We start from the raw sequence: 19,590 nt of genomic DNA on the forward strand, positions 1-19,590 counted from the left end.
GGAAAAAGATGTAAAATCTTAGTTATCCAAACTGGAACCAAAATCGAGCTTAAAAGAGTCCAAAATGGTCATATTTTTACGAGCTAGCAACAAAAAAGTTAACCCGAATGGATCAAAAAAGCTCAGTCCTAAAAGGACTGAGCTTTTTTTGGATAAACTACTTACCTAGTGTTGTAGAGTGAAAAATGTTTTCTTCCTCTAAAATCGATAGAACAATATTCGTTGCATAAACTCCACCAGCGGGCTTTTTACCTTCAATATGAATAGCAAAGAAATAAGTATTATTTCCAGTTTCTACATAGCCTACAAACCATCCATTATACTTTTCCCCGTTTACTTTTAAAGTTCCTGTTTTTCCAGATAACCGCTTGCCGTCTGTAACTTCTAGAAGTAGAGAATCTTTAACAGTTTGGATATTGGATTGCTCAAATGCGAATTCATTATTATAGAACTTTTTTAACATTTCTACTTGTTCAACTGGAGAAATTTTTAGCGAGCCATCGAACCAATAATTAGAAATATGACCTGATAAATTTTCATTACCATAATTAATTTGCTTGTAGTAATTATTCAATTTCTCTTTGCCTATTTGTGAATCGAGATTTTGAAAATACCATGAGGCAGATATGTCCATAGCAGAGAATAAATCTAAGTCTTGATTCCATTCCTCATAAGGATATTGATTGCCATCCCAAGCCATTTGAGAATGATCCCTTGTAATAATTCCAGATTCTAACGCAAATAATGCACTATAAATCTTATAAGTGGAACTCGGCTCGAATCTCGTGATGCTTTCTTCTTTATTGTGTATCGTATACTTCTTGTTTTTTGAATCATATATGACAGCACTGCCTGAAAGCTCTTCAAAAAAATGACTGTAATCTTTGTAAACAACATTTGAACTAGAAAATGCATGCGTCTCTTTATCCACTGCTAATGCAGATATTGTTGGGATACTAATTAAGATGATAGCAAGAACTATGATAAATACGAGTGAACTTTTCATCTTAAGCTGATTTGATTCCACTTTGTAATTTACGATTTCAACTATACGTCTTTTTACTTGTTTGAACGAGCTGCTGATTTCTGAAGCAGGTGACAAAAAGGTAGATGATCGTTTTGATGGCAAAGCAAATTTTAAGATAACCTCACCATATTTGATTTGCGCTTGCTCGTCTAACGTTTTGATAACGGCATAATCGCATGAAATCTCCATTTCAGTTTTCATCTCTCTTAACAAATACCAAACGAGAGGATTGAACCAATACACAATTCTAGATAAGCACATTAGATAATTGAATAGAATATCTCTGCGTTTACAATGGTGCAGCTCGTGGAGCAAAACGAACTTCATTTCATCACTTGAAAGAGTGGAAATATTTTTCGGTATGACAATATATGGACGAATAAGCCCGAAAGTAATCGGCGATGTCACGAATGAAGAATAGCCAAATATAATCTTCTTTTGAATATGAATTTCTTCTTTACATGTATAAAAAAGGGTAGATAATTCTTTGTTTTTCACTTCTTGTACGCTTTTACGAATTTTATAGATTCTTAAATTGCTATATAAAGTAGCCGAAAGCATAACAATTATTCCTAATATCCAAACAATAAAAAAGACAGTATTCATTGGACCAAGTGGAGATTGTTCAATCGACATCGTAAAGTCTTGTAGCCAATTTGCATTTTGATCAATTGTGCCAGCAGCATTGCCTGTTGAATTGATATTAGCTAGCTTTGGATAATCTATTCCGAAGTTTACCATCCAGTCAAATAAAGAATTTATTTTTAAAGATTGAAAGGGAATAAACGGAACAATCAATGTGACAAGTGCAATTAAACTGATATGAAATTGTGCATTTACAGTTGTTTGCGCTCTTAATAATTTTTTAATCAATATGATGATAGAAAATACCAAGGATAAAATGAGATTACTAATAAAAAAAACAGTAAAGAAAGAACTGCCCATATTATTCCTTCTTTCTATTCTTGCGTTCTTCTAATATTTGATGCAACTCATCAATTTCATCATCTGATAGCTTATCTTTTTCCAAAAAGTTTAATACCATCGAGTTGAGCGTGCCATTATAAAAACGATTTAAAAAACTACGGCTTTCAACTTCAATGTAGTCACTTTCAGCTACATTCGGTGTGTAGACAAACACACGGCCTTCCTTGCCATGATTCAGCGCACCTTTTTTTATAAGCCGTAACAACATAGTTTGAATCGTTTTCGGACTCCAATCACTTGTTTTGGATAACTTTTCAATGACCTCATTTGTATTTATTTGCGGATGTTTCCAAACTATTTTCATTACTTCTAATTCTGCCTCTGAGATTTGAGGTAATTTTTCCATCTTAACCATCCTTTAAACTTACGATTGTAATATTATAATTATATGGTTCATATGTTTATTAGTCAAATTACCCTTACAATTTAATAATAAGTCTTGCAATTAAATCTTACATGTGTAATACTTTTAAAAACTACAACTGTAATATTTGTTTTTTTTAGGAGGTTACTTAATGAATAAAAATAAACCGTTTATGCTCATCGTAATGATGCTGGCATTTTGTTTCATATTGCTATCCGGGTGTTCACAAGAAAATAAACAAGAAGAGGTTTTTAGACTGTTTTCTGAAAATCTATCGAAACAAGATTATGCCAATCTATATTCTATCTTATCTAAGGAATCAACAGAGTATATATCAGAGGAAGAGTTTGTAACAAGATACAATAATATATACTCTGGCATCCAAGCGAATAGTATAAACATAAAAAAAAATAAACCGGCAAATGAAAAGGATGTGATTCCATTCTCAATAGAAATGGAAACAGTGGCAGGTAAGGTGGATGTAACAGATTATCAGCTAAAGTTAGTAAAGGAAAAGGGAGAATGGAAAATCCAATGGAACGACAGCTTGATTTTTCCGAATATGCAAAGGGGGGACAAGATTAGAGTAAAGATTAGTCAAGCAAAAAGAGGAAGTATTCTAGATAGAAATGGCAACCCGCTTGCAAAAGATGGAGAAATCAAAACGGTCGGAATAAACCCGTCCATCTTCGACAAAAACGATCGCGAAAAGAAAATAAAACAATTGGCAGCGATATTAGAAATAAGTGAAGAAGAGATTACGAAGAAATTAGATGAGAACACAAATCCAGATTATTTCGTTCCAATTGTCGATATACTGCCTGATAATGAAAAACTAAAAAGGGTGGAAGAAATAAGGGAAGATGGAATTTTTATATACAATAAACCTTCAAGGATATATAAGAATCATGAAGGCTTCGGCAGGCTTCTCGGACACGTAGGCAGCATTAATGCCGAGGAATTGGAAAAGCACAAGGAAACCGGATATAGTGCTTCCTCACTTATTGGAAAAGCAGGTCTTGAACAAGTATATGAAGATACATTACGCGGAAGTGATGGAGCCGAGATTTTTATTGAAAGAGACGAGGAAAAGGTTAAAACAATTGCAAAAAAAGAACCGAAAAACGGTCAAGATATTCGGTTGACAATTGACTCTGAATTACAAGCTAAAATTTATGATGAAATGAATCGAGAAAAAGGATCTGCAGCAGCTGTTGATCCAAAAACTGGAGAAGTTCTCGCTCTTGTTAGTTCACCTTCCTATAATTCTAACCGTTACACAACATATGTAACGAGAGAAGAACAAAAATTGCGTGAAGAAAATGATTTTGCTGATGAAGAAAATAGGTTTAGTAAACTTTACTCTCCAGGTTCTGTCTTTAAATTAATTACTTCAGCTATTGGACTTGAAAAAGGAATAATTGATCCAGAAAAGCAAATTCAAATGAATGGCCGTTCATGGCAAAAAGATCGTTCTTGGGGGAATTATAGTATTACAAGGGTGAATCATCAATCATCCGTTAATCTTAAAGATGCAGTGAAATACTCGGATAATATTTATTTTGCTATGAGTGCGCTGGATATGGGAAGTGAGGATTTCATTGCAGGGGCAAAACAATTTGGAATTGGCGAAGAATTAAAAATTGGCTATCCATTAACCACAAGCCAAATCTCAAATGATGGCAGCTTGAACAGTGAAATTCTCCTTGCTGATTCAGGATATGGACAAGGCGAAATAATGGTTACTTCATTAAATATGGCTCTGGCGTATAGTAGTTTATCAAATAATGGAAGTATTATGACGCCTACACTTGTTCAAACAAATAATCAAAATGCGGCGGTTTGGAAAGAGGGTGTGATTTCACCTGAGCATCTGTCTACATTGAATAATGCATTTACTGCTGTCATTCATGAAGAAGGGGGCACCGCAAGCAATTCTAAAATCTTTGGCGTACTATTAGCTGGTAAAACAGGCACAGCAGAAATAAAAGTATCCAAAGATGATCATGCCGGAAGTGAAAATGGCTGGTTCGTTGCAACAGATTTAGAGACTTCAAAAATATCACTTGCAATCGTGCTAGAGGATGTAAAAGAGAAAGGAGGAAGCCGAGCTGCTATACCTATTGGCAAAAATACATTGTCAGCCTACATGCAAAGATGAGAAATGGTAAATCGAAAATATATTAACTAAAAAAAGATGAATGGAGATAAATATATGATGAAATTATTAAACACAAATTCTATGATTAAAAAGACGAAAAAGGTTGTCCCTTTACTGCTTCTTTCATGTTTAGCGCTAGTAGGCTGCTCTGAAGATAAGGCTGATACTGCTGAGGTGAAGCCGAAACAGGAAGGCGGCGTAATTGCAGAAAAATTTGGCAAACTGGAAGAGGAATTCGATGCTAGACTTGGCGTCTTTGCGTTGGATACTGGCACGAATCAAACGGTGGAATATCGATCAGATGACCGTTTTGCCTATGCCTCTACCCATAAAGCTTTAGCAGTTGGTGCACTCTTACAGCAAAAGTCTATTGAGGAACTTAACGAAAGAATTACCTATAATCATGATGACCTAGTTGAGTACAGTCCGATCACAGAGAAAAATATTGATAAAGGCATGACGCTAAAAGAGCTTTCAGATGCTTCTATCCGGTATAGTGACAATACAGCGGCTAACCTTATACTTAAAGAACTTGGCGGACCTGATGGTTTTAAAAAATCGCTCAGAGAGATTGGGGATGCGGTGACAAATCCTGAAAGATTTGAGCCAGAGCTAAATGATGTAAAGCCAGGAGAAATTCAGGATACTAGCACACCGAAAGCAATGGCTGAAAGTCTAAAGGCATACGTCATTGAAGACACACTTCCAGAAGAAAAACGTGCTATTTTAACAGATTGGCTTAAGAGAAACACAACTGGAGATGCTTTAATTCGTGCCGGCGTTCCGAAAGGATGGGAAGTTGGCGATAAAACTGGGGCGGCATCATATGGAACACGAAATGACATTGCTGTGATTTGGCCGCCGAAAGGAGAACCAATTGTACTTGCCATACTTTCCAGCCGTGATAAAAAGGATGCTGAGACGGACGATAAATTGATAGCGGAGGCTACGAAGGAAGTCATCAATATCCTTGAAAAATAATGGCGGATTCAACAAGATCATTTATTTTTGAAAAAAGGATAAAAGAATGATGCAATAACAATTCGTCAGCAGTAGCTTTCAAGTAAAAAAACAATTGAAAATGCCTGGCTCAAGTCTTTGCGTTATAGAGCCAGGCATTTTTTTGATGAGTCTTATAAGGTTACTTAACAAAAACACTCTACTCTTTTATTAATCTAAAATAATCGTATTTTCTTTAATTTTTTCAATAATTTTTTCAGCTACTGCACGTGGTGATCTTAATCTGGATTTATCCTTAACATGGTCGCTGCTTTCCCAGAAAGGAGTATCCATGCCGCCCATATATACGGCTTTAATTGAAATTCCTGAACCTTCATACTCTTTTTGAAGGCTCTCGGTAAGTCCTCTTTGCGCAAATTTGCTAGCTGAATAACCCGTCTCATGCTTCTTTCCTTTTAAACCGGCAGTTGAGATAATATTCATAATGAATCCCTCGTTTTCCTCTTTTAATAGAGGAAGAGCACCCTGACACATATTTATAGTGCCATACAAGTTTGTTTGAAGCATATCTTCAAGCTGTGTCGTCGTTAAGTTCTCAAATGGACCAAAATGGCCAACCCCTGCATTGTTAATTAAACCGTATAGGGTAGATTGCTGTATATTTTTCATAAACGATTGCACACTTTCCTGACTTCTTACATCAACCTCGAATGAAGTGGCACTCTTGCCATGTTCATTTATTGCCGCTTCAACCTTTTGTAAATTCCTTAATGATCTTCCAGCTAAAATAATGTGATATCCTTGATTCGCAAATCCAATGGCAAGCTCTTTGCCTAACCCAGTGCCTGCACCGGTAACAATAATAGATTTCATGTTTAATCTCCTTCGCTTTTGTTCTAATGTATCATACTTGTTTTTTAGAAGGGATGGAAATGCTTTTTTAAAAAGGCATCTTCAGTTCATTATTTCAGGGAAATAAGCATTTGTTTTAACGATTATTATAGGGGAGAAAGAGAGTCAATGTTAAATAATTATATGGCAGTTTGTGCTGATTCTTAGCGATATAATAGATTGGACATTGAAGCTTTAGGAAAGTCGTTTAAAAAGTGAATGACAGTACAAAAGACTAAAGCACGACATAAGGAAACTAGAAAAGATGGCAGAGTATGAGGATAGTGTGGCAAGTTGCTGCACCTTCCTGTTGATTATTTGATAAGTTTACATCTAATGCATAGAGAGTTTCAACGATGATGTACAACTTTCAAAACTCAAAGAAAAAGGCCGGTTTCAAACTATTGTCATCTTTTCCATTCAAGTAGGTTCCCAATGTATATTATGCGTGATTGTAGATGTCTAGTAATCAGAAGGGATTTTTATTATGGAGTCTAATTGAATGTAAATGGAATTTCTATTAACCAAAAGTTCATTCGATTCTAGATGTCATCAGAAACACTAATTAGCTTTATAATACATATTTGAATATCATTTATATCCTGACTTGTACATCTATCTTAAAAACTAAAGTACCAATTGGAGGGTTTTACTCGGGTTACATACCATAACAAACATATGAAGTTCAATTCAACTATTTGTACAGTGAAGATTCTTGGTTTTTATATTGGGAAAAAATGCAGTCTTCTTTCTTTTAAGAATAAATCGTTATTCCAACAAATCCCGAAAGTAAAATAACTAAAAAGGGATGCCAACGTAATTTCCAAAGGGATAGTAATGATAAGGAGAAAACAATGAACAAACTTAACGAATGCCAAGAAAAATATAAACTTATCATATTATTCGTAATTGCAAATTTTAATGCCGCATAGATGATCAAGCTTGTAACAATGGGTCTTAACCCATAAAAAATTGATTTTGTAATAGAATAATGATTTATCTTTTGGAAAAAAGCGGCGATAATAAGGACGAGAATAAAAGATGGAAGTGAGATTCCTAAGGCAGATATAACTGCACCTATGATCCCAGATACAGAATGTCCAACTAAAATGGCACTGTTTGTAGCAATTGGTCCTGGAGACATGCCTGAAATTCCAATAATATCAATAAACTGCTGCGCTGTTATCCATTCGTGTTTTATTGCCTCAGCTTCAATTATAGGGATGATAGCGTACCCTCCACCAAATGAAACGAATCCAATAATAACAAACGTTTTAAATAATTGTATTAATATCATGGTGTCAACCCCCTTTTTCTAACGGTTCTACACTTAATGAACAATCTTTACTTCCACCATCAGCTTCCTTATGTTGTCTGTCTAATATAGTGAAATAGCCTAATTTTCTTTTAATCCAAACGATGATAACCCCCATGAGCATACCGATTAATATAACAAAAATAGGATGAATAAAGAAAAGAATAGGGACTCCGGCAACTACAATACATAGTGTAGATTTATCAAAAATAGCTGTTTTTCCAATCTTCTTTGCCGCGTATACAATTAATGCTAATATGGTTGTACGAACCGATGTAAATGCCGCCTCAACCATTGGATGATCTTTGATTAACATGTAGAGCATTCCTAATGAAAGAACAATAATAAAAGTTGGGAGTAAAATTCCAAGCATAGCTGCAATTGAGCCTTTTACTCCACTTATACGATGTCCAATAAATATAGAGGCATTTAAGGCAATGGCTCCCGGAACGGATTGGGCTAACGCAAAAATATCTGTCACATCATCGATTTTTAACCATTCCCTCTTTTCTACTATTTCTTTCTCAATAAGCGGAATCATCGCATATCCCCCGCCAAATGTAACCGGTCCAATTTTAAAAAATGTCCAAAAGATTTGAAAAAGCATTTTCAATTGATCATTCATATATTTCTCCTTCCTCGTGAATTATAAAAATTCTCCTTCTTCTAAGTTACCAAGTGGATGAAGATAGGTAAATTTCAATAAATGCATAGCATATAACAAATTGTTATACATTGACATGTTAAAATGGATTAAATTAAGAAAGGATAGGGGGAGCCATATTTGAATATAGAAAGTTTGAAGTTATTTTGTTTAGTGGTAGATGAAGGAAGTATCAGTCAAGCAGCACGATTAAGCTTTGTTTCACAACCGGCAGTGACAAGACAAATAAACCAATTAGAAAACTTTTATGGCACCTTATTATTTGATCGTACCAATGGGAAAATGATTGTAACAGAGATAGGGAAAATTCTCTATCCCTTCGCAAAAGCGATCATCCATGACTTTGAACGATCAAAAGAAGTGATTTTACTTCAGCAAGGTGAATATCATTTAAATCTTCGTATCGGTGCATCCTTTACAATTGGAGAGTTCCTATTGCCTTCCTTATTGGGGAAATTTAAAAAACAAAGACCAGAAATAAAAGTTACATTAACAATTAAAAATACACCAGGGGTTTTGTTAGATTTATCTAATGACGTAATAGATTTGGCACTTGTAGAAGGGTTTGTTGAAACTAATCATCTCCTTGTAAAGAAGTTTGCAGAAGATGAATTAGTACTTGTTTGCCCTCCTGACCATAAATGGAGGAATCGACAGGACGTACCGATTGATGAGTTAGTGAATGAACGGATGATTTGGAGAGAATCCATTTCAGGCACACGCCATATTGTTGAAAGTATTTTAAAAGAATACGGAGTGCTGGATAGAACAATCAATTACATGGAGATCGGGAGCACTCAAGCAATAAAGAGCGCGGTCGAAGCTGGGCTCGGAATTAGCATCCTTCCTAAATTAGCTGTTGCAAGGGAAGTAGAACAAGGTCAATTAATAAAGGTCAATATAACAAAAATAGATTTAACAAGAAATTTGTGGATGGTACAAAAACCTCAAAGATTTAACAGAAAGGGCTTATCAGACTTTGTGAAATTTGTAAAGAGTAGTATTTGATAAGGGTAAGGAAGAGTGAAGTTTGATTAAATCTTGGAGGAATATATTTTTAAGTTAGAAGTAGCCTATCGAGATTTAACTGACTAGGAAAAATAGAAAATAATTCAAAGGCTTTCAAATTTTTATTTATATAAATTAAGAGACAAATAGTTAGAGCGATTCTCACCGGAGGATCGTTTTTGTTATTTTTTAATAAAGTGTAAATTAACCAATTTTATAACTATTCTTGCTCATGACTAGCTCATAATATTTACTTAACTTACCTTTAAATATTTATCCTTTATAAAATTCAACTATAAAATTATTATAAATTTAATATTCTTTCTATTTTGGATATTGATGATTTATCATACTGTACAAAAAAGAGGGTGTTTGCTTTGGGAAAAAAGTTTAAGTGGTCGCTGTAAGTATGATTCCGGTTTAAAAGCCTTTATACAGAAGAACTTTATGAAGGGATGACAGCTAAAGTAGTAATGATACATTGAAAGTTTGGGAATTGATTACTGAAGATTACAAGTGTATGTATTAGTTAAAAACAGTTCTGTGAGCTAGATTTAGTAATTTTACATGATTACCTTGAACGTAAAAGAGGTCATTGCATTTCTAGAGATTAGACACTTATGTTTTAGTACGTGCCCGAGGAGATTATTATAACAGATTTACAGTTGCGGATGAATTTTAAAACATTAAATTCTAAAGTCTAGTTGAATAACGAATTCCTCTAGATTAAAGCAATAAGTAACGTAAGATTAGATAGACTCTTTCTACACACATTGTTTGTGACCTTCATTATTTTAATCATCTATCAATACTTTGAGAGGAGCTATAAGCATGAAAAAAGCATGGCATGCGAGTTATCCGGAATCCATCCCATCTGAAGTTGAGATACCCTCTTGCTCTATCTATCATTTTCTAGAACGTGCTAGTCAGGATTTTCCAGATCATTTAGCAATCATCGAGGAAACCATGAAGCTTACATATATCGAACTGAAACATGCAGTTGATCGCTTTGCAGCTGCATTGCATCGACGTGGATTTAAGAGAGGCGATCGATTTGGTATTATGCTGTACAATTGCAAAGAATACATCATCGCTTATTTTGGTGTTCAACGATTGGGTGGTATTGTCGTACAGTTAAATCCAATGTATCAGCAGCACGAATTGAATTTTATGCTAGATAATTCCGAGCCGGCCTGGTTGATTTGTGAGAGTAGTCAAATTGAGAAACTGGATGCTCTTAGGTATAGAAGTAAGTTAACAATAGTTACTATAGATAGAAATTTTAATGAAAATCCAAATCACTATTTATACAATTGGATCGAGGAAGAGAACGATGACCTTCCCATGCTGCAAATCAATAATAAAGAAGATATTGCTGTACTACAATATACTGGAGGAACGACTGGAACACCAAAAGGAGTGATGATTACCCATTATAATACTGTAGCTGCCATTTATCATACGTATATCACAGATGATGGGGCACTTCAGCGTCCATGTGAACGCTTTTTTGGTATTTTTCCAATGTTTCACGGTGCTGGCTTAATGCTAATGTTGTCCTGTATTTTCTATGCAGGAGCCTACATCCCCATTAAGCACTTCCGAATAAGCGACGCCCTATGCAAGATCCGAAAATATCGACCAACTCAGGTTTCGGCGCCCCCAACAGTAATTGTTGCATTATTAAATCATCCTGATTTTCAGGAAGATGATTTAAGCTCTTTAAAAGTATGCAGATCGGGTTCTGCTCCTATTCCTCTAGAAGTGTTGCAAGCTTTTGAAAAAAAATCGGGAGTGCGTATTTCCGAAACATATGGATTAACGGAATCCAACGGTATTTTTATTCGTACATTATTGAAAAATAAAGATATTAGAAAAACAAGGAGTGTAGGGATTCCAGTTCCTAACTCGGAAGTAAAGATCGTTGATCTTGAAACAGGTTTGAAAGAAATGCCAATAGGAGAATGCGGGGAGATTCTCTTAAAAGGTCCACAAATTATGAAAGGATACTGGAAAAACCCTGAGGAAACAAATCGAACTTTACGTAATGGGTGGCTGTATACAGGAGATACTGGTTTGCTGGATGAAGATGGATTCTTATACGTTGTCGGAAGAAAAAAGGAAATGATCATCGCTGGAGGATACAATATCTATCCTAACGAGATTGATGAAATCCTGTACCAGCATCCAGCGGTCGCTGAAGCATGTACATTTGGTATCCCAGATGCCTATCGTGGAGAAACGGTCAAAGCTGCCATTGTTGTAAAGGAACAAAATTCGTTAACAGAAGAGGAAATCATTAAATGGTGCAGAGATAGGCTGGCAAAATACAAAATACCAAAACAGATAGAATTCAGGGAACAATTGCCAAAAACAGCGGTAGGGAAAATTTTGCGTCGTGCATTGGCAGAAGAGCATCTTGAACAAATAAGAGTATCTGATTTTACAAAAGGAAAGAGATAAGTGCCTGTACTTCCATTTGATTTTAATTTTCATAAACGAGTTAAAATGTATTTAGAATTTTTATGATCTTCCCTACACTTTCTGCCATAAAATATTGGCTTATGGCACACAAGTAATTTCACATTTTATGAAGTTACAGAATACTGTTTATAACCAAAAGTAAGTTTCAAGCTATATTCAATGGTAGGATTTGACCAAGCCGCTAAAAGAGCAATTATTTTCAAACCAATCAATGTCTAGTTAAGGAAGGGGCAAATCTATAAATCCCTTCTTTAACTAGACTATCCACCCTTTAAAATTTATTTACTCAAAATGCTTTTATTTTCATTTTTGAATCTATTAGCTTGAGTACAAAGTTCTTTCATAAATTCCCGAGCTGCAGCAGTAAAATGCTGGTTTTTTAGTCGAATACAATAATAAGAAAGTATTGTATTGATTCCGAATATCGGCTTAATTATAAAATCTTCGTGATGGAAAAATGAATCAGATTCCAAAGTTAACCGTGTTTCAATTCCGACTGCAATCCCCTGTGAAATAAAATACTTTCTTGTATCTGAATTTTGTGATTGAATAATAGTCTTTAATTCTCGATTTTTACCAAATATTGGAGCGTAATATTTATTTTTATCTTTATTATCCGTAAAGGATACAGCAATAGGATGTTTAATTATATCGTCAATTGAAATGTTGTTTATTCTTGCCAATTCAGAATCTTTTCTAAAACAAACCATCATGGGTGTATCTAGAAGATGTGTGGTAGTAAGTAGCTGATTATCTTCAAGTGTCGAATAGGTATAAAAGTTAATACCGAAAGAAGCATTGCCTCTAAGAACATCTTTTTTAACCTGGTGAGGATTTTTTTCATTAATTTCAAAGGTTATTCTTGGGAATTTGGCTTTGATTTCAGCACATGTTTTAGGAATAATAATTTTACAAAAGCTAGAGACGGCTGAAATGGTGAGATGTCCTTCAAGTTCAGCAGAATCTGATTTTGCCTCATTTTTTAAATCTTCTATACCGTTAATAATCTTTTGGGCTTTTATGATTATTTTTTGTCCAGTTCGAGTTGGCTCTAAGCCAGTCCTAGAGCGTTCAAATATCTTTACTCCAAGCTCTTCTTCTAATTGTCTGATCGCTTGACTTATTGCAGAAGAAGATACATAAAGGCGTTCGGACGTATTCGCAATAGATCCAGTTCTTGCTATATCAGTAATGAATATAAGTTGATCAATACGCATTGTTTCACCTCTAGTACATTGATAGAAATCCATAGTGTTTGATTAATTATTAATGATCTTTATATTCCTAGCTATTAATAATTTTTTAACATACCTTCCGATTACTGAACTTTTAATAATCATGATATATTATTATGATTATTATGATTATTGATATTATTTTGAATGTAGAAGGGGCAATTTAAGAATAAATAGAGAAATCACATAGGGTATACAGGTAATGGTACTGATAAATACCAAAAAGTCTATTTATTTTAGTATAGCAACTGAGTGAGTGTTATTGTTCAAAGAATTAATCTTCTTATTTAGGAGGAAAAATCATGTCTAAAACAGTAAAGTCAACAACTAAAAACCCATTTGACTTATTTAATACACATCGACCTTTTTATAGTCAAGAACATGAAATGTTTAGGAGTTCATTAAGAACATTCATCAAAAAAGAAGTGCTTCCATATTATGAAGAGTGGGAAGAAAACGGTTATATCCCACGTGAACTATACACGAAAATGGGCAAACAAGGTTTTCTCTGTCCTCAGGTCGATCCCGGATACGGTGGACTAGGTCTCGACTTTGGATTTAATTTAGTCCTTTCTGAAGAATTGTCTCGAGTTGGTGGAGGAACTGCCGGTGTAAACATTCACAGTTCAATTGTAGTTCCTTATCTTGAAACATACGGGACGCAAGAGCAAAAGGAAAAATATTTACAAAAGTGTGTGAATGGAGAAATCCTTACAGCTGTTGCTATGACTGAACCGGGTACTGGGTCTGACTTGGCCAGCGTTCGAACAGCTGCAGTACAAATTGGCGACCATTACGTTATTAATGGGCAAAAAACGTTTATTACAAATGGAATTAATGCTGATTTGTTTTTTGTTGTAGTTAAAACAGATCCAAATGCAACACCAGCCCATAAGGGAGTTAGCGTCATCATGGTTGATGGAGATAGCCCAGGTTTTTCACGTGGCCGCAAATTAAAAAAATTAGGAATGCGGTCTTCGGATACTGCAGAGCTTATTTTTGAGGACGCCAGCGTACCTGTTTCCAACTTGCTTGGTGAAGAAGGAAAAGGCTTCTATATTCTAATGGATAAATTACAACAAGAGCGGATCTTGGCTGCAAATGCAGCCTTCGCTCAAGCACAAGAAATGTTAAAGTCAACAATTGCCTATGTAAAAGAAAGACAGGCATTTGGTAAACCAATTAGTTCATTCCAAAACACTCAATTTCAAATGGCGGAAATGGCAACAGAATTATCAATGGCTCGCTCCTTCCTTGATAATCTCGTTAACCTCCATATGAAAGGTGAAAATATCGTAACACAAGTATCCATGGCGAAGTGGTGGATTACTGATATGGCGAGACGGATGGCCGCCCGTTGCTTGCAACTTTACGGTGGTTATGGGTTTATGGAAGAGTATCCCATAGCTCGGCGTTATCGCGATATTGCAGTTTTACCAATTGCTGCCGGATCTAATGAGATTATGAAAAATATTATTGCAAAAAGTCTTGGGTTGTAATAATTTTATTTTGTTAAATAATAGTCCTACTAGTACAAATGCTAGTTTTCTGGAAGATGAAAAAATGAAAATTATGATTGTGCTCAAAAAGGAATGTCTAGTTTAATAGACATTCCTTTTTGGATATTAATCAGAATGCCATATTTATTTTTAAGACCTGTTAGAAAATCCAATATAAAGAATTCGATTCATGGCCAAAACGATTAACCTTACAATTTAACTGTTCGATTGTATAAGTTTTATCTTATCTTCAGAAATTATAGCAACTTTTTTAGAGAAGATTCTTGCTTTTCTACTGAACGCCTGAAATCCATGATGAAGTCCTTTTATAAAAAAATGACTATAAAGCGCTTACATTTTTGGTGTTTCACTCAGACTTTGATTCGCAAAAGGAATAAAGAAATCAATTTTCTATACGCTCAAATTTCCCCCTCTATTTTTTGATAGATTATCTACTTTGGTATCGGAAATTTTGAAATTTCTATGTTTTTAATAATAATTAGATTTTATTTTTTTATAAAGTTTAAAAATTTAAAGGTGCATTAAGTAAATTTTAATGGCTAGAAAATAATGGATGGTCTATAGAAGGTTCATTGGTGAAGCCGGTCAATTAGAAGAGCCACATTTAATAGGATGGAGTTAGTGGATAAATAAAAATGATTGCTATCGAAAGGTAATACAGTATCCTCCTAATAGCTTTAAATAAGTAATCTATTTTTAGAATAGTTTATAGCTTTTTACAGATTTTAGTAAAAAGTCCATCAAAACCAAACTATCAATCAAATAGGAGAACTCATTATTCTACAGATTTTAAATTTGTCTTTAAAATTACTTAAGGTACCTTCAAATATTTATCCTTTTTAAAACGCTTTCAATGAATTATTATTCAAATTGAAAGATTCTAATTATTCAGAATCAAATAAAATTTTTAAACTTTGAGCTGTATGGTAAAGGAGGTGTGGGGGAGTCAATTAAAACTTACCGTAAATGATATTCAAAGAGGAGAGTTGGAATTCGGTATGAGATGGATAATACTCTTATTTATGTTCTTTGGTATAATGATTAATTTTGCAGATAAGTCAATAATAGGCTTTGCAGCAGAGCCTATTATGAAAGAATTTAATTTATCATACTCACAATGGGGAATAGTGGGTAGCAGTTTTTTTTGGTTATTTAGTATTGCTAGTGTTATAGGAGGTGCGTGGTCAGACCGAATTGGGACAAAGAAAGCATTATCCATTTTATTATTATCCTGGACGGTTATCCAATTTGGAGCTTTTGCGATATCGGGACTTCCATTGCTAATTATTTACAGGATATTGTTAGGTATAGGTGAAGGGCCACATGGAGCGATATCCATGAGTCAGTTAAGTAAATGGTTCGATCCGAAATCTCGTGGATTAGCATTATCCATTTTTAATGGCGGTGCTTTAGTCGGAGCAGTGATATTGGCTCCAGTTTTCGTTGTACTAATAGAAGGTCTAGGCTGGCGGGGAGCAATTGCCTCAACTGGTATTTTGAGTTTTGTTTGGGCTGTTTTATGGATGTGGCTGGGCAAAGAGAGACCAGAAAAAGTAGAATGGGACGAACCAATTTCCACTCATAGTAAATTTAAATGGTCTGAAGTTTCATCGATAATATTCTCCCGTTCATGCTTATTAACTTTATTCATAGGCTTTGCAGCATTCGGGGGCTTTGCATGGACATCGGTGTTTCAGCCATTATATTTCGGGCAAATACTCGAATTAACTAATAAACAAATTGGACTTGCATCCGTTGCCGTTGGAATAGGCGGTGTAATTATTAGCATTTTTATTAATCGATTTTCTGATTATCTTTATAAAAAAAGTCAGAGTTATTTTATATCACGTGTTGTTGTCGGTGGAACTAGTCTATTCGTCGCAGCACTCTGCTTTTTTCTTGCAACAATTGTCCAATCTAAATTAGTGATACTAGGGATATTTATTCTGTCAGCTGGTTGTATTGCAACTATTGTCTCTATAGTTCCACTAATAATGATTAAGCTTTTCCCAACTAGGAGAGGATTTGGAATTAGTTTAGGAACATCCTTTCAAAATCTATCGGGGATTATAGGACCAATCGTAATTGGCCTTCTCATTAACCTAGGTGGCAGCGATAAAGTTCTGGGTTTCAATTATGCATTATTTTATGTGGGTGGATTGATGTTTATTGCAGGGCTTCTTTTTATCATTTTTTGTAGGCCTGATAAGTCAGCTGAGGAGGCTCATCCGATTGATGATGCCATTTCAATATAATTTATAAAAGAGGTGAGTTCTTGTGGGAAAGACCAAAAATCAATTAAGCGGTAAGTGTGAAACTGTAACAAAGGTAGGGCCAAAAGGTGAAATTGCTAACGCAAACCTGATAAATCATTCGAAAAATTTCACAAAAAGATTAGTGAAGATTACGGATGGTGTTTATCAAGTTATTGGAGTTGGACTTGCGAATACAACCATGATTGAAGGAGAAAATGGGATAATCATTGTTGATACAGGAGATGGTATTGAAGAAGCGGAAGAACATTTGGAGGAATTTAGGAAAATATCTGATAAACCAGTAACAGCAATTATTTACACACACTGGCATTATACAGTGGGTACAAGGGCTTATGTACCTGAGGGTCAGGAGGGTACTATTGAAATTTGGAGCCACGAACTGGTCGATAATAATTTTACCGCTCATAATGCTGAACTAAAACTGACTCATACAAAAAAAGCATTTACGCAATTTGGGCTGTTTCTTCCGGCAAAAGGTCCTGATGCTTTTCCAAATTTGGGACTGGGCTCTTATTTTATCGATAATGATAAAGGAAAAACAAGGGGGTACGTAAAACCTAATCGTACAGTATCAAAGGCATGTAAAGCTAAAATTGATGGAATTAATGTAGAGTTAATCCCTACAATTACAGACACAAATGACGGGCTGATCATTTGGTTACCTGATAAAGGTGTAGCTATTAATAATGTTCTTTGGGGTGTGTTTCCAAACATCGGAGCTTTGAGAGGTGATACTCGAGATCCAAAAAACTGGATTAATAGTATAAAGGAACTACGTGCATTAAAGCCATCACATATTATTGGAGTACATGGGGTACCCATTTTTGGATCAGAAGAGTGTGAAAAGGCTATCGAAGAATATCACGATGGAATGCAATTTGTTTACGATCAGACGGTACGAGGAATTAATTTGGGACTTACTCCAGAAGATCTTGTTGAGTTTGTTAAATTGCCGCACCGCCTAAAGAATAGTCCGATTTTACAACCTTTTTACGGTGAAGTCGAAAACTTTGTGCGAGGGACATATGCTTATTTAATCGGTTGGTATGGTAATGATACAGCAATGATTCATCCAGTTTCGAAAAAAGTCGAAGCTGAGAAAATGATAAAAGGCTTTGGAGGGCCCGATAAAGTATTAAATGAAGTCCGAAATGCATATGAAGATGATGAATTTGCGTGGGCGGCCCAATTGATTACTTATGTATTAAAATTGGATCCTAATCATAAGGAAGCGCGTCAATTAAAAGCGCTTGCTCTCAGAAAACTTGCTGAAACAACACCTTCTTCCATAACAAGAAATTTTTATCTAACTCAAGTTTTTGAACTAGAAGGGAAAATAAGTCCAAAAGTAAGAGTAGTTAAATCTGATAATTTAAGTACTTTGAAGCCGGAAGCTTTTATGCATTTTCTTAGAGTGAAGTTAGACCCGGTGAAGAGTGAAAAGGTCACTCAAGTGATGCGTGTTATTGTATCAGATTCAAGTGGTGAAATAGGCTTGCAAGTTCGTAGAGGCTTAGCAGAAGTAGTAGATTTCAACAGAGATTCCATTGTTCCTGATTTAACGCTTAAGTCAACATGTAAAGATATAGCTCGATTGCTAACTAGTGAAATTTCACTTGAAGATGCATTAAGATTAGGCAATATTACGATTATTAAAGGCGATATTGATAGGGTGGTTAATTTCTTTGCCTTGTTTGATGAAATCATTATCAGCAACAATGAAAGGAGATAATAGCGATGAATTTTAAATTAAAAGGAAAAAAGCTAAATGTAAACGGGCTTCAATTTCATGTAGTTGATGAAGGTAGCGGCCCTGCTGTACTGCTGCTTCACGGGTTTCCAGACTCTTCATACTTATGGAGAAAACAAATTCAGCCATTGGTTAAGGCTGGCTACAGGGTAATTGCACCAGATTTACGGGGGTTTGGTGAATCAGACAAACCACAAGAGATTGAAGCATATCATATGCAGTCTCTTGTTTCGGATGTAATAGGAATCTTAAAGGAATTAAACGTTGATCGTATTAAATTAGTTGGCCATGATTGGGGTGCATTGCTGGGCTGGGCACTTACTTCTCATTTTCCTAATATTGTTGAAAAATATGTTCCAATTTCTGTTGGTCATCCAGGCGGCAGATTCCATGTGCAAATTGATCAATTTGAAAAATCATGGTACGTGTTTATGTTTCAGACAGAACACTACGCCGAGGAATTTTTAACAAAAAATAATTGGGAACTTTTCCGAGAATGGGGACGAAATCATAGTGAGCAAGAAAAATGGATAGAAGAGCTATCACGACCGGGTGCTTTGAGAGCAGCACTGAATTGGTACAGAGCGAACGGCTCACTGAAATTCTATGTAAATAAGGGGGGGCATCCAAAAGTTAAGTCACCAACATTAGGAATATGGAGCAGCTTTGATCCATTTTTAACAGAGGCAAAAATGCTTCAATCGGGTGAAATGATTGATGGACCATGGCGATATGAAAGATTGTCAGGCAGTCATTGGGTACCCCTTGATCAACCAGAAAAATTAAATGAATTATTAATCGAGTTTTTTGAGAAGTAATTTAGAGAATGATAGTCAGAGTAGAAAGATAATATTTAATGGATAGAATAATTAAAATATTCTTTAGTAGGAAGAAGCTTTTTAAACTTTTAATATGTCGTACAGGTGCTACCTTATTTTTGTTACTATA

14 protein-coding genes are annotated in these 19,590 nt (G+C 35.0%); 8 read left to right on the forward strand and 6 right to left on the reverse strand.

The genetic code is table 11. The features are described from left to right. Positions 1 to 157: 157 nt before the first annotated feature. Entirely contained in the window at positions 158 to 1,972 is a 1,815-nt protein-coding gene (locus CWS20_RS03880; protein ID WP_066200047.1) for a BlaR1 family beta-lactam sensor/signal transducer, read from the reverse strand. 1 nt (position 1,973) lies between these two features. Further along, the gene (locus tag CWS20_RS03885; protein WP_066200045.1) at positions 1,974 to 2,360 is read right to left on the reverse strand and encodes a BlaI/MecI/CopY family transcriptional regulator; all 387 of its coding nucleotides are present in this window, start codon (positions 2,358 to 2,360) and stop codon (positions 1,974 to 1,976) included. 169 nt (positions 2,361 to 2,529) lie between these two features. Here CWS20_RS03885 and CWS20_RS03890 point away from each other — a divergent pair, with 169 nt between their 5' ends. Together CWS20_RS03890 and bla are read left to right on the forward strand one after the other, a co-directional pair. Further along, positions 2,530 to 4,539, forward strand: a complete 2,010-nt coding sequence (locus tag CWS20_RS03890) for a penicillin-binding transpeptidase domain-containing protein (RefSeq protein ID WP_066200041.1) — start codon at positions 2,530 to 2,532, stop codon at positions 4,537 to 4,539. Positions 4,540 to 4,596: 57 nt separating this feature from the next. Next, positions 4,597 to 5,520 (forward strand): class A beta-lactamase, encoded by a 924-nt coding sequence (gene bla, locus CWS20_RS03895; protein WP_083957512.1) that lies wholly within the window; start codon positions 4,597 to 4,599, stop codon positions 5,518 to 5,520. Positions 5,521 to 5,709: 189 nt separating this feature from the next. Here the strand turns inward: bla and CWS20_RS03900 are convergent, their stop codons facing one another. From CWS20_RS03900 to CWS20_RS03910, 3 genes are all read right to left on the reverse strand, one after another. Continuing rightward, on the reverse strand, positions 5,710 to 6,372 hold the full coding sequence (locus tag CWS20_RS03900) for an SDR family NAD(P)-dependent oxidoreductase (RefSeq protein WP_066200035.1): 663 nt from the start codon (positions 6,370 to 6,372) through the stop codon (positions 5,710 to 5,712). Positions 6,373 to 7,144: 772 nt separating this feature from the next. Continuing rightward, the gene (locus CWS20_RS03905) at positions 7,145 to 7,687 is read right to left on the reverse strand and encodes a chromate transporter (protein WP_066200032.1); all 543 of its coding nucleotides are present in this window, start codon (positions 7,685 to 7,687) and stop codon (positions 7,145 to 7,147) included. Positions 7,688 to 7,691: 4 nt separating this feature from the next. Next, positions 7,692 to 8,330, reverse strand: coding sequence for a chromate transporter (locus CWS20_RS03910; protein ID WP_066200029.1), 639 nt, complete (start codon positions 8,328 to 8,330; stop codon positions 7,692 to 7,694). 159 nt (positions 8,331 to 8,489) lie between these two features. Here CWS20_RS03910 and CWS20_RS03915 point away from each other — a divergent pair, with 159 nt between their 5' ends. Together CWS20_RS03915 and CWS20_RS03920 are read left to right on the forward strand one after the other, a co-directional pair. Continuing rightward, the gene (locus tag CWS20_RS03915) at positions 8,490 to 9,377 is read left to right on the forward strand and encodes a LysR family transcriptional regulator (protein WP_066200025.1); all 888 of its coding nucleotides are present in this window, start codon (positions 8,490 to 8,492) and stop codon (positions 9,375 to 9,377) included. An 831-nt stretch (positions 9,378 to 10,208) separates the two neighbouring features. Next, complete coding sequence (locus CWS20_RS03920) at positions 10,209 to 11,840, forward strand: long-chain-fatty-acid--CoA ligase (RefSeq protein ID WP_083957455.1); 1,632 nt, start codon at positions 10,209 to 10,211, stop codon at positions 11,838 to 11,840. A gap of 299 nt (positions 11,841 to 12,139) precedes the next feature. On the opposite strand, the gene CWS20_RS03925 is transcribed toward CWS20_RS03920, so the two are convergent. Beyond that, complete coding sequence (locus CWS20_RS03925; RefSeq protein ID WP_066200022.1) at positions 12,140 to 13,078, reverse strand: LysR family transcriptional regulator; 939 nt, start codon at positions 13,076 to 13,078, stop codon at positions 12,140 to 12,142. Between the two features lie 320 nt (positions 13,079 to 13,398). Here CWS20_RS03925 and CWS20_RS03930 point away from each other — a divergent pair, with 320 nt between their 5' ends. The 4 genes from CWS20_RS03930 to CWS20_RS03945 all read left to right on the forward strand — a co-directional run bounded on the left by CWS20_RS03930 (position 13,399) and on the right by CWS20_RS03945 (position 19,460). Beyond that, positions 13,399 to 14,595, forward strand: coding sequence for an acyl-CoA dehydrogenase family protein (locus tag CWS20_RS03930; RefSeq protein ID WP_083957453.1), 1,197 nt, complete (start codon positions 13,399 to 13,401; stop codon positions 14,593 to 14,595). A gap of 1,019 nt (positions 14,596 to 15,614) precedes the next feature. Beyond that, entirely contained in the window at positions 15,615 to 16,871 is a 1,257-nt protein-coding gene (locus CWS20_RS03935; RefSeq protein ID WP_066200020.1) for an MFS transporter, read from the forward strand. Positions 16,872 to 16,893: 22 nt separating this feature from the next. After that, a complete protein-coding gene (locus CWS20_RS03940; protein WP_066200017.1) occupies positions 16,894 to 18,624 on the forward strand; it encodes an alkyl sulfatase dimerization domain-containing protein in 1,731 nt (576 codons plus the stop codon). 5 nt (positions 18,625 to 18,629) lie between these two features. Then, positions 18,630 to 19,460: an alpha/beta fold hydrolase gene (locus CWS20_RS03945; protein ID WP_066200014.1), complete on the forward strand. Its 831-nt coding sequence runs from the start codon at positions 18,630 to 18,632 to the stop codon at positions 19,458 to 19,460. The last annotated feature ends 130 nt before the right edge of the window (positions 19,461 to 19,590 follow it).

The organism is Cytobacillus horneckiae (assembly GCF_002835735.1).
Taxonomy (GTDB): Bacteria; Bacillota; Bacilli; order Bacillales; family Cytobacillaceae; genus Cytobacillus; species Cytobacillus horneckiae.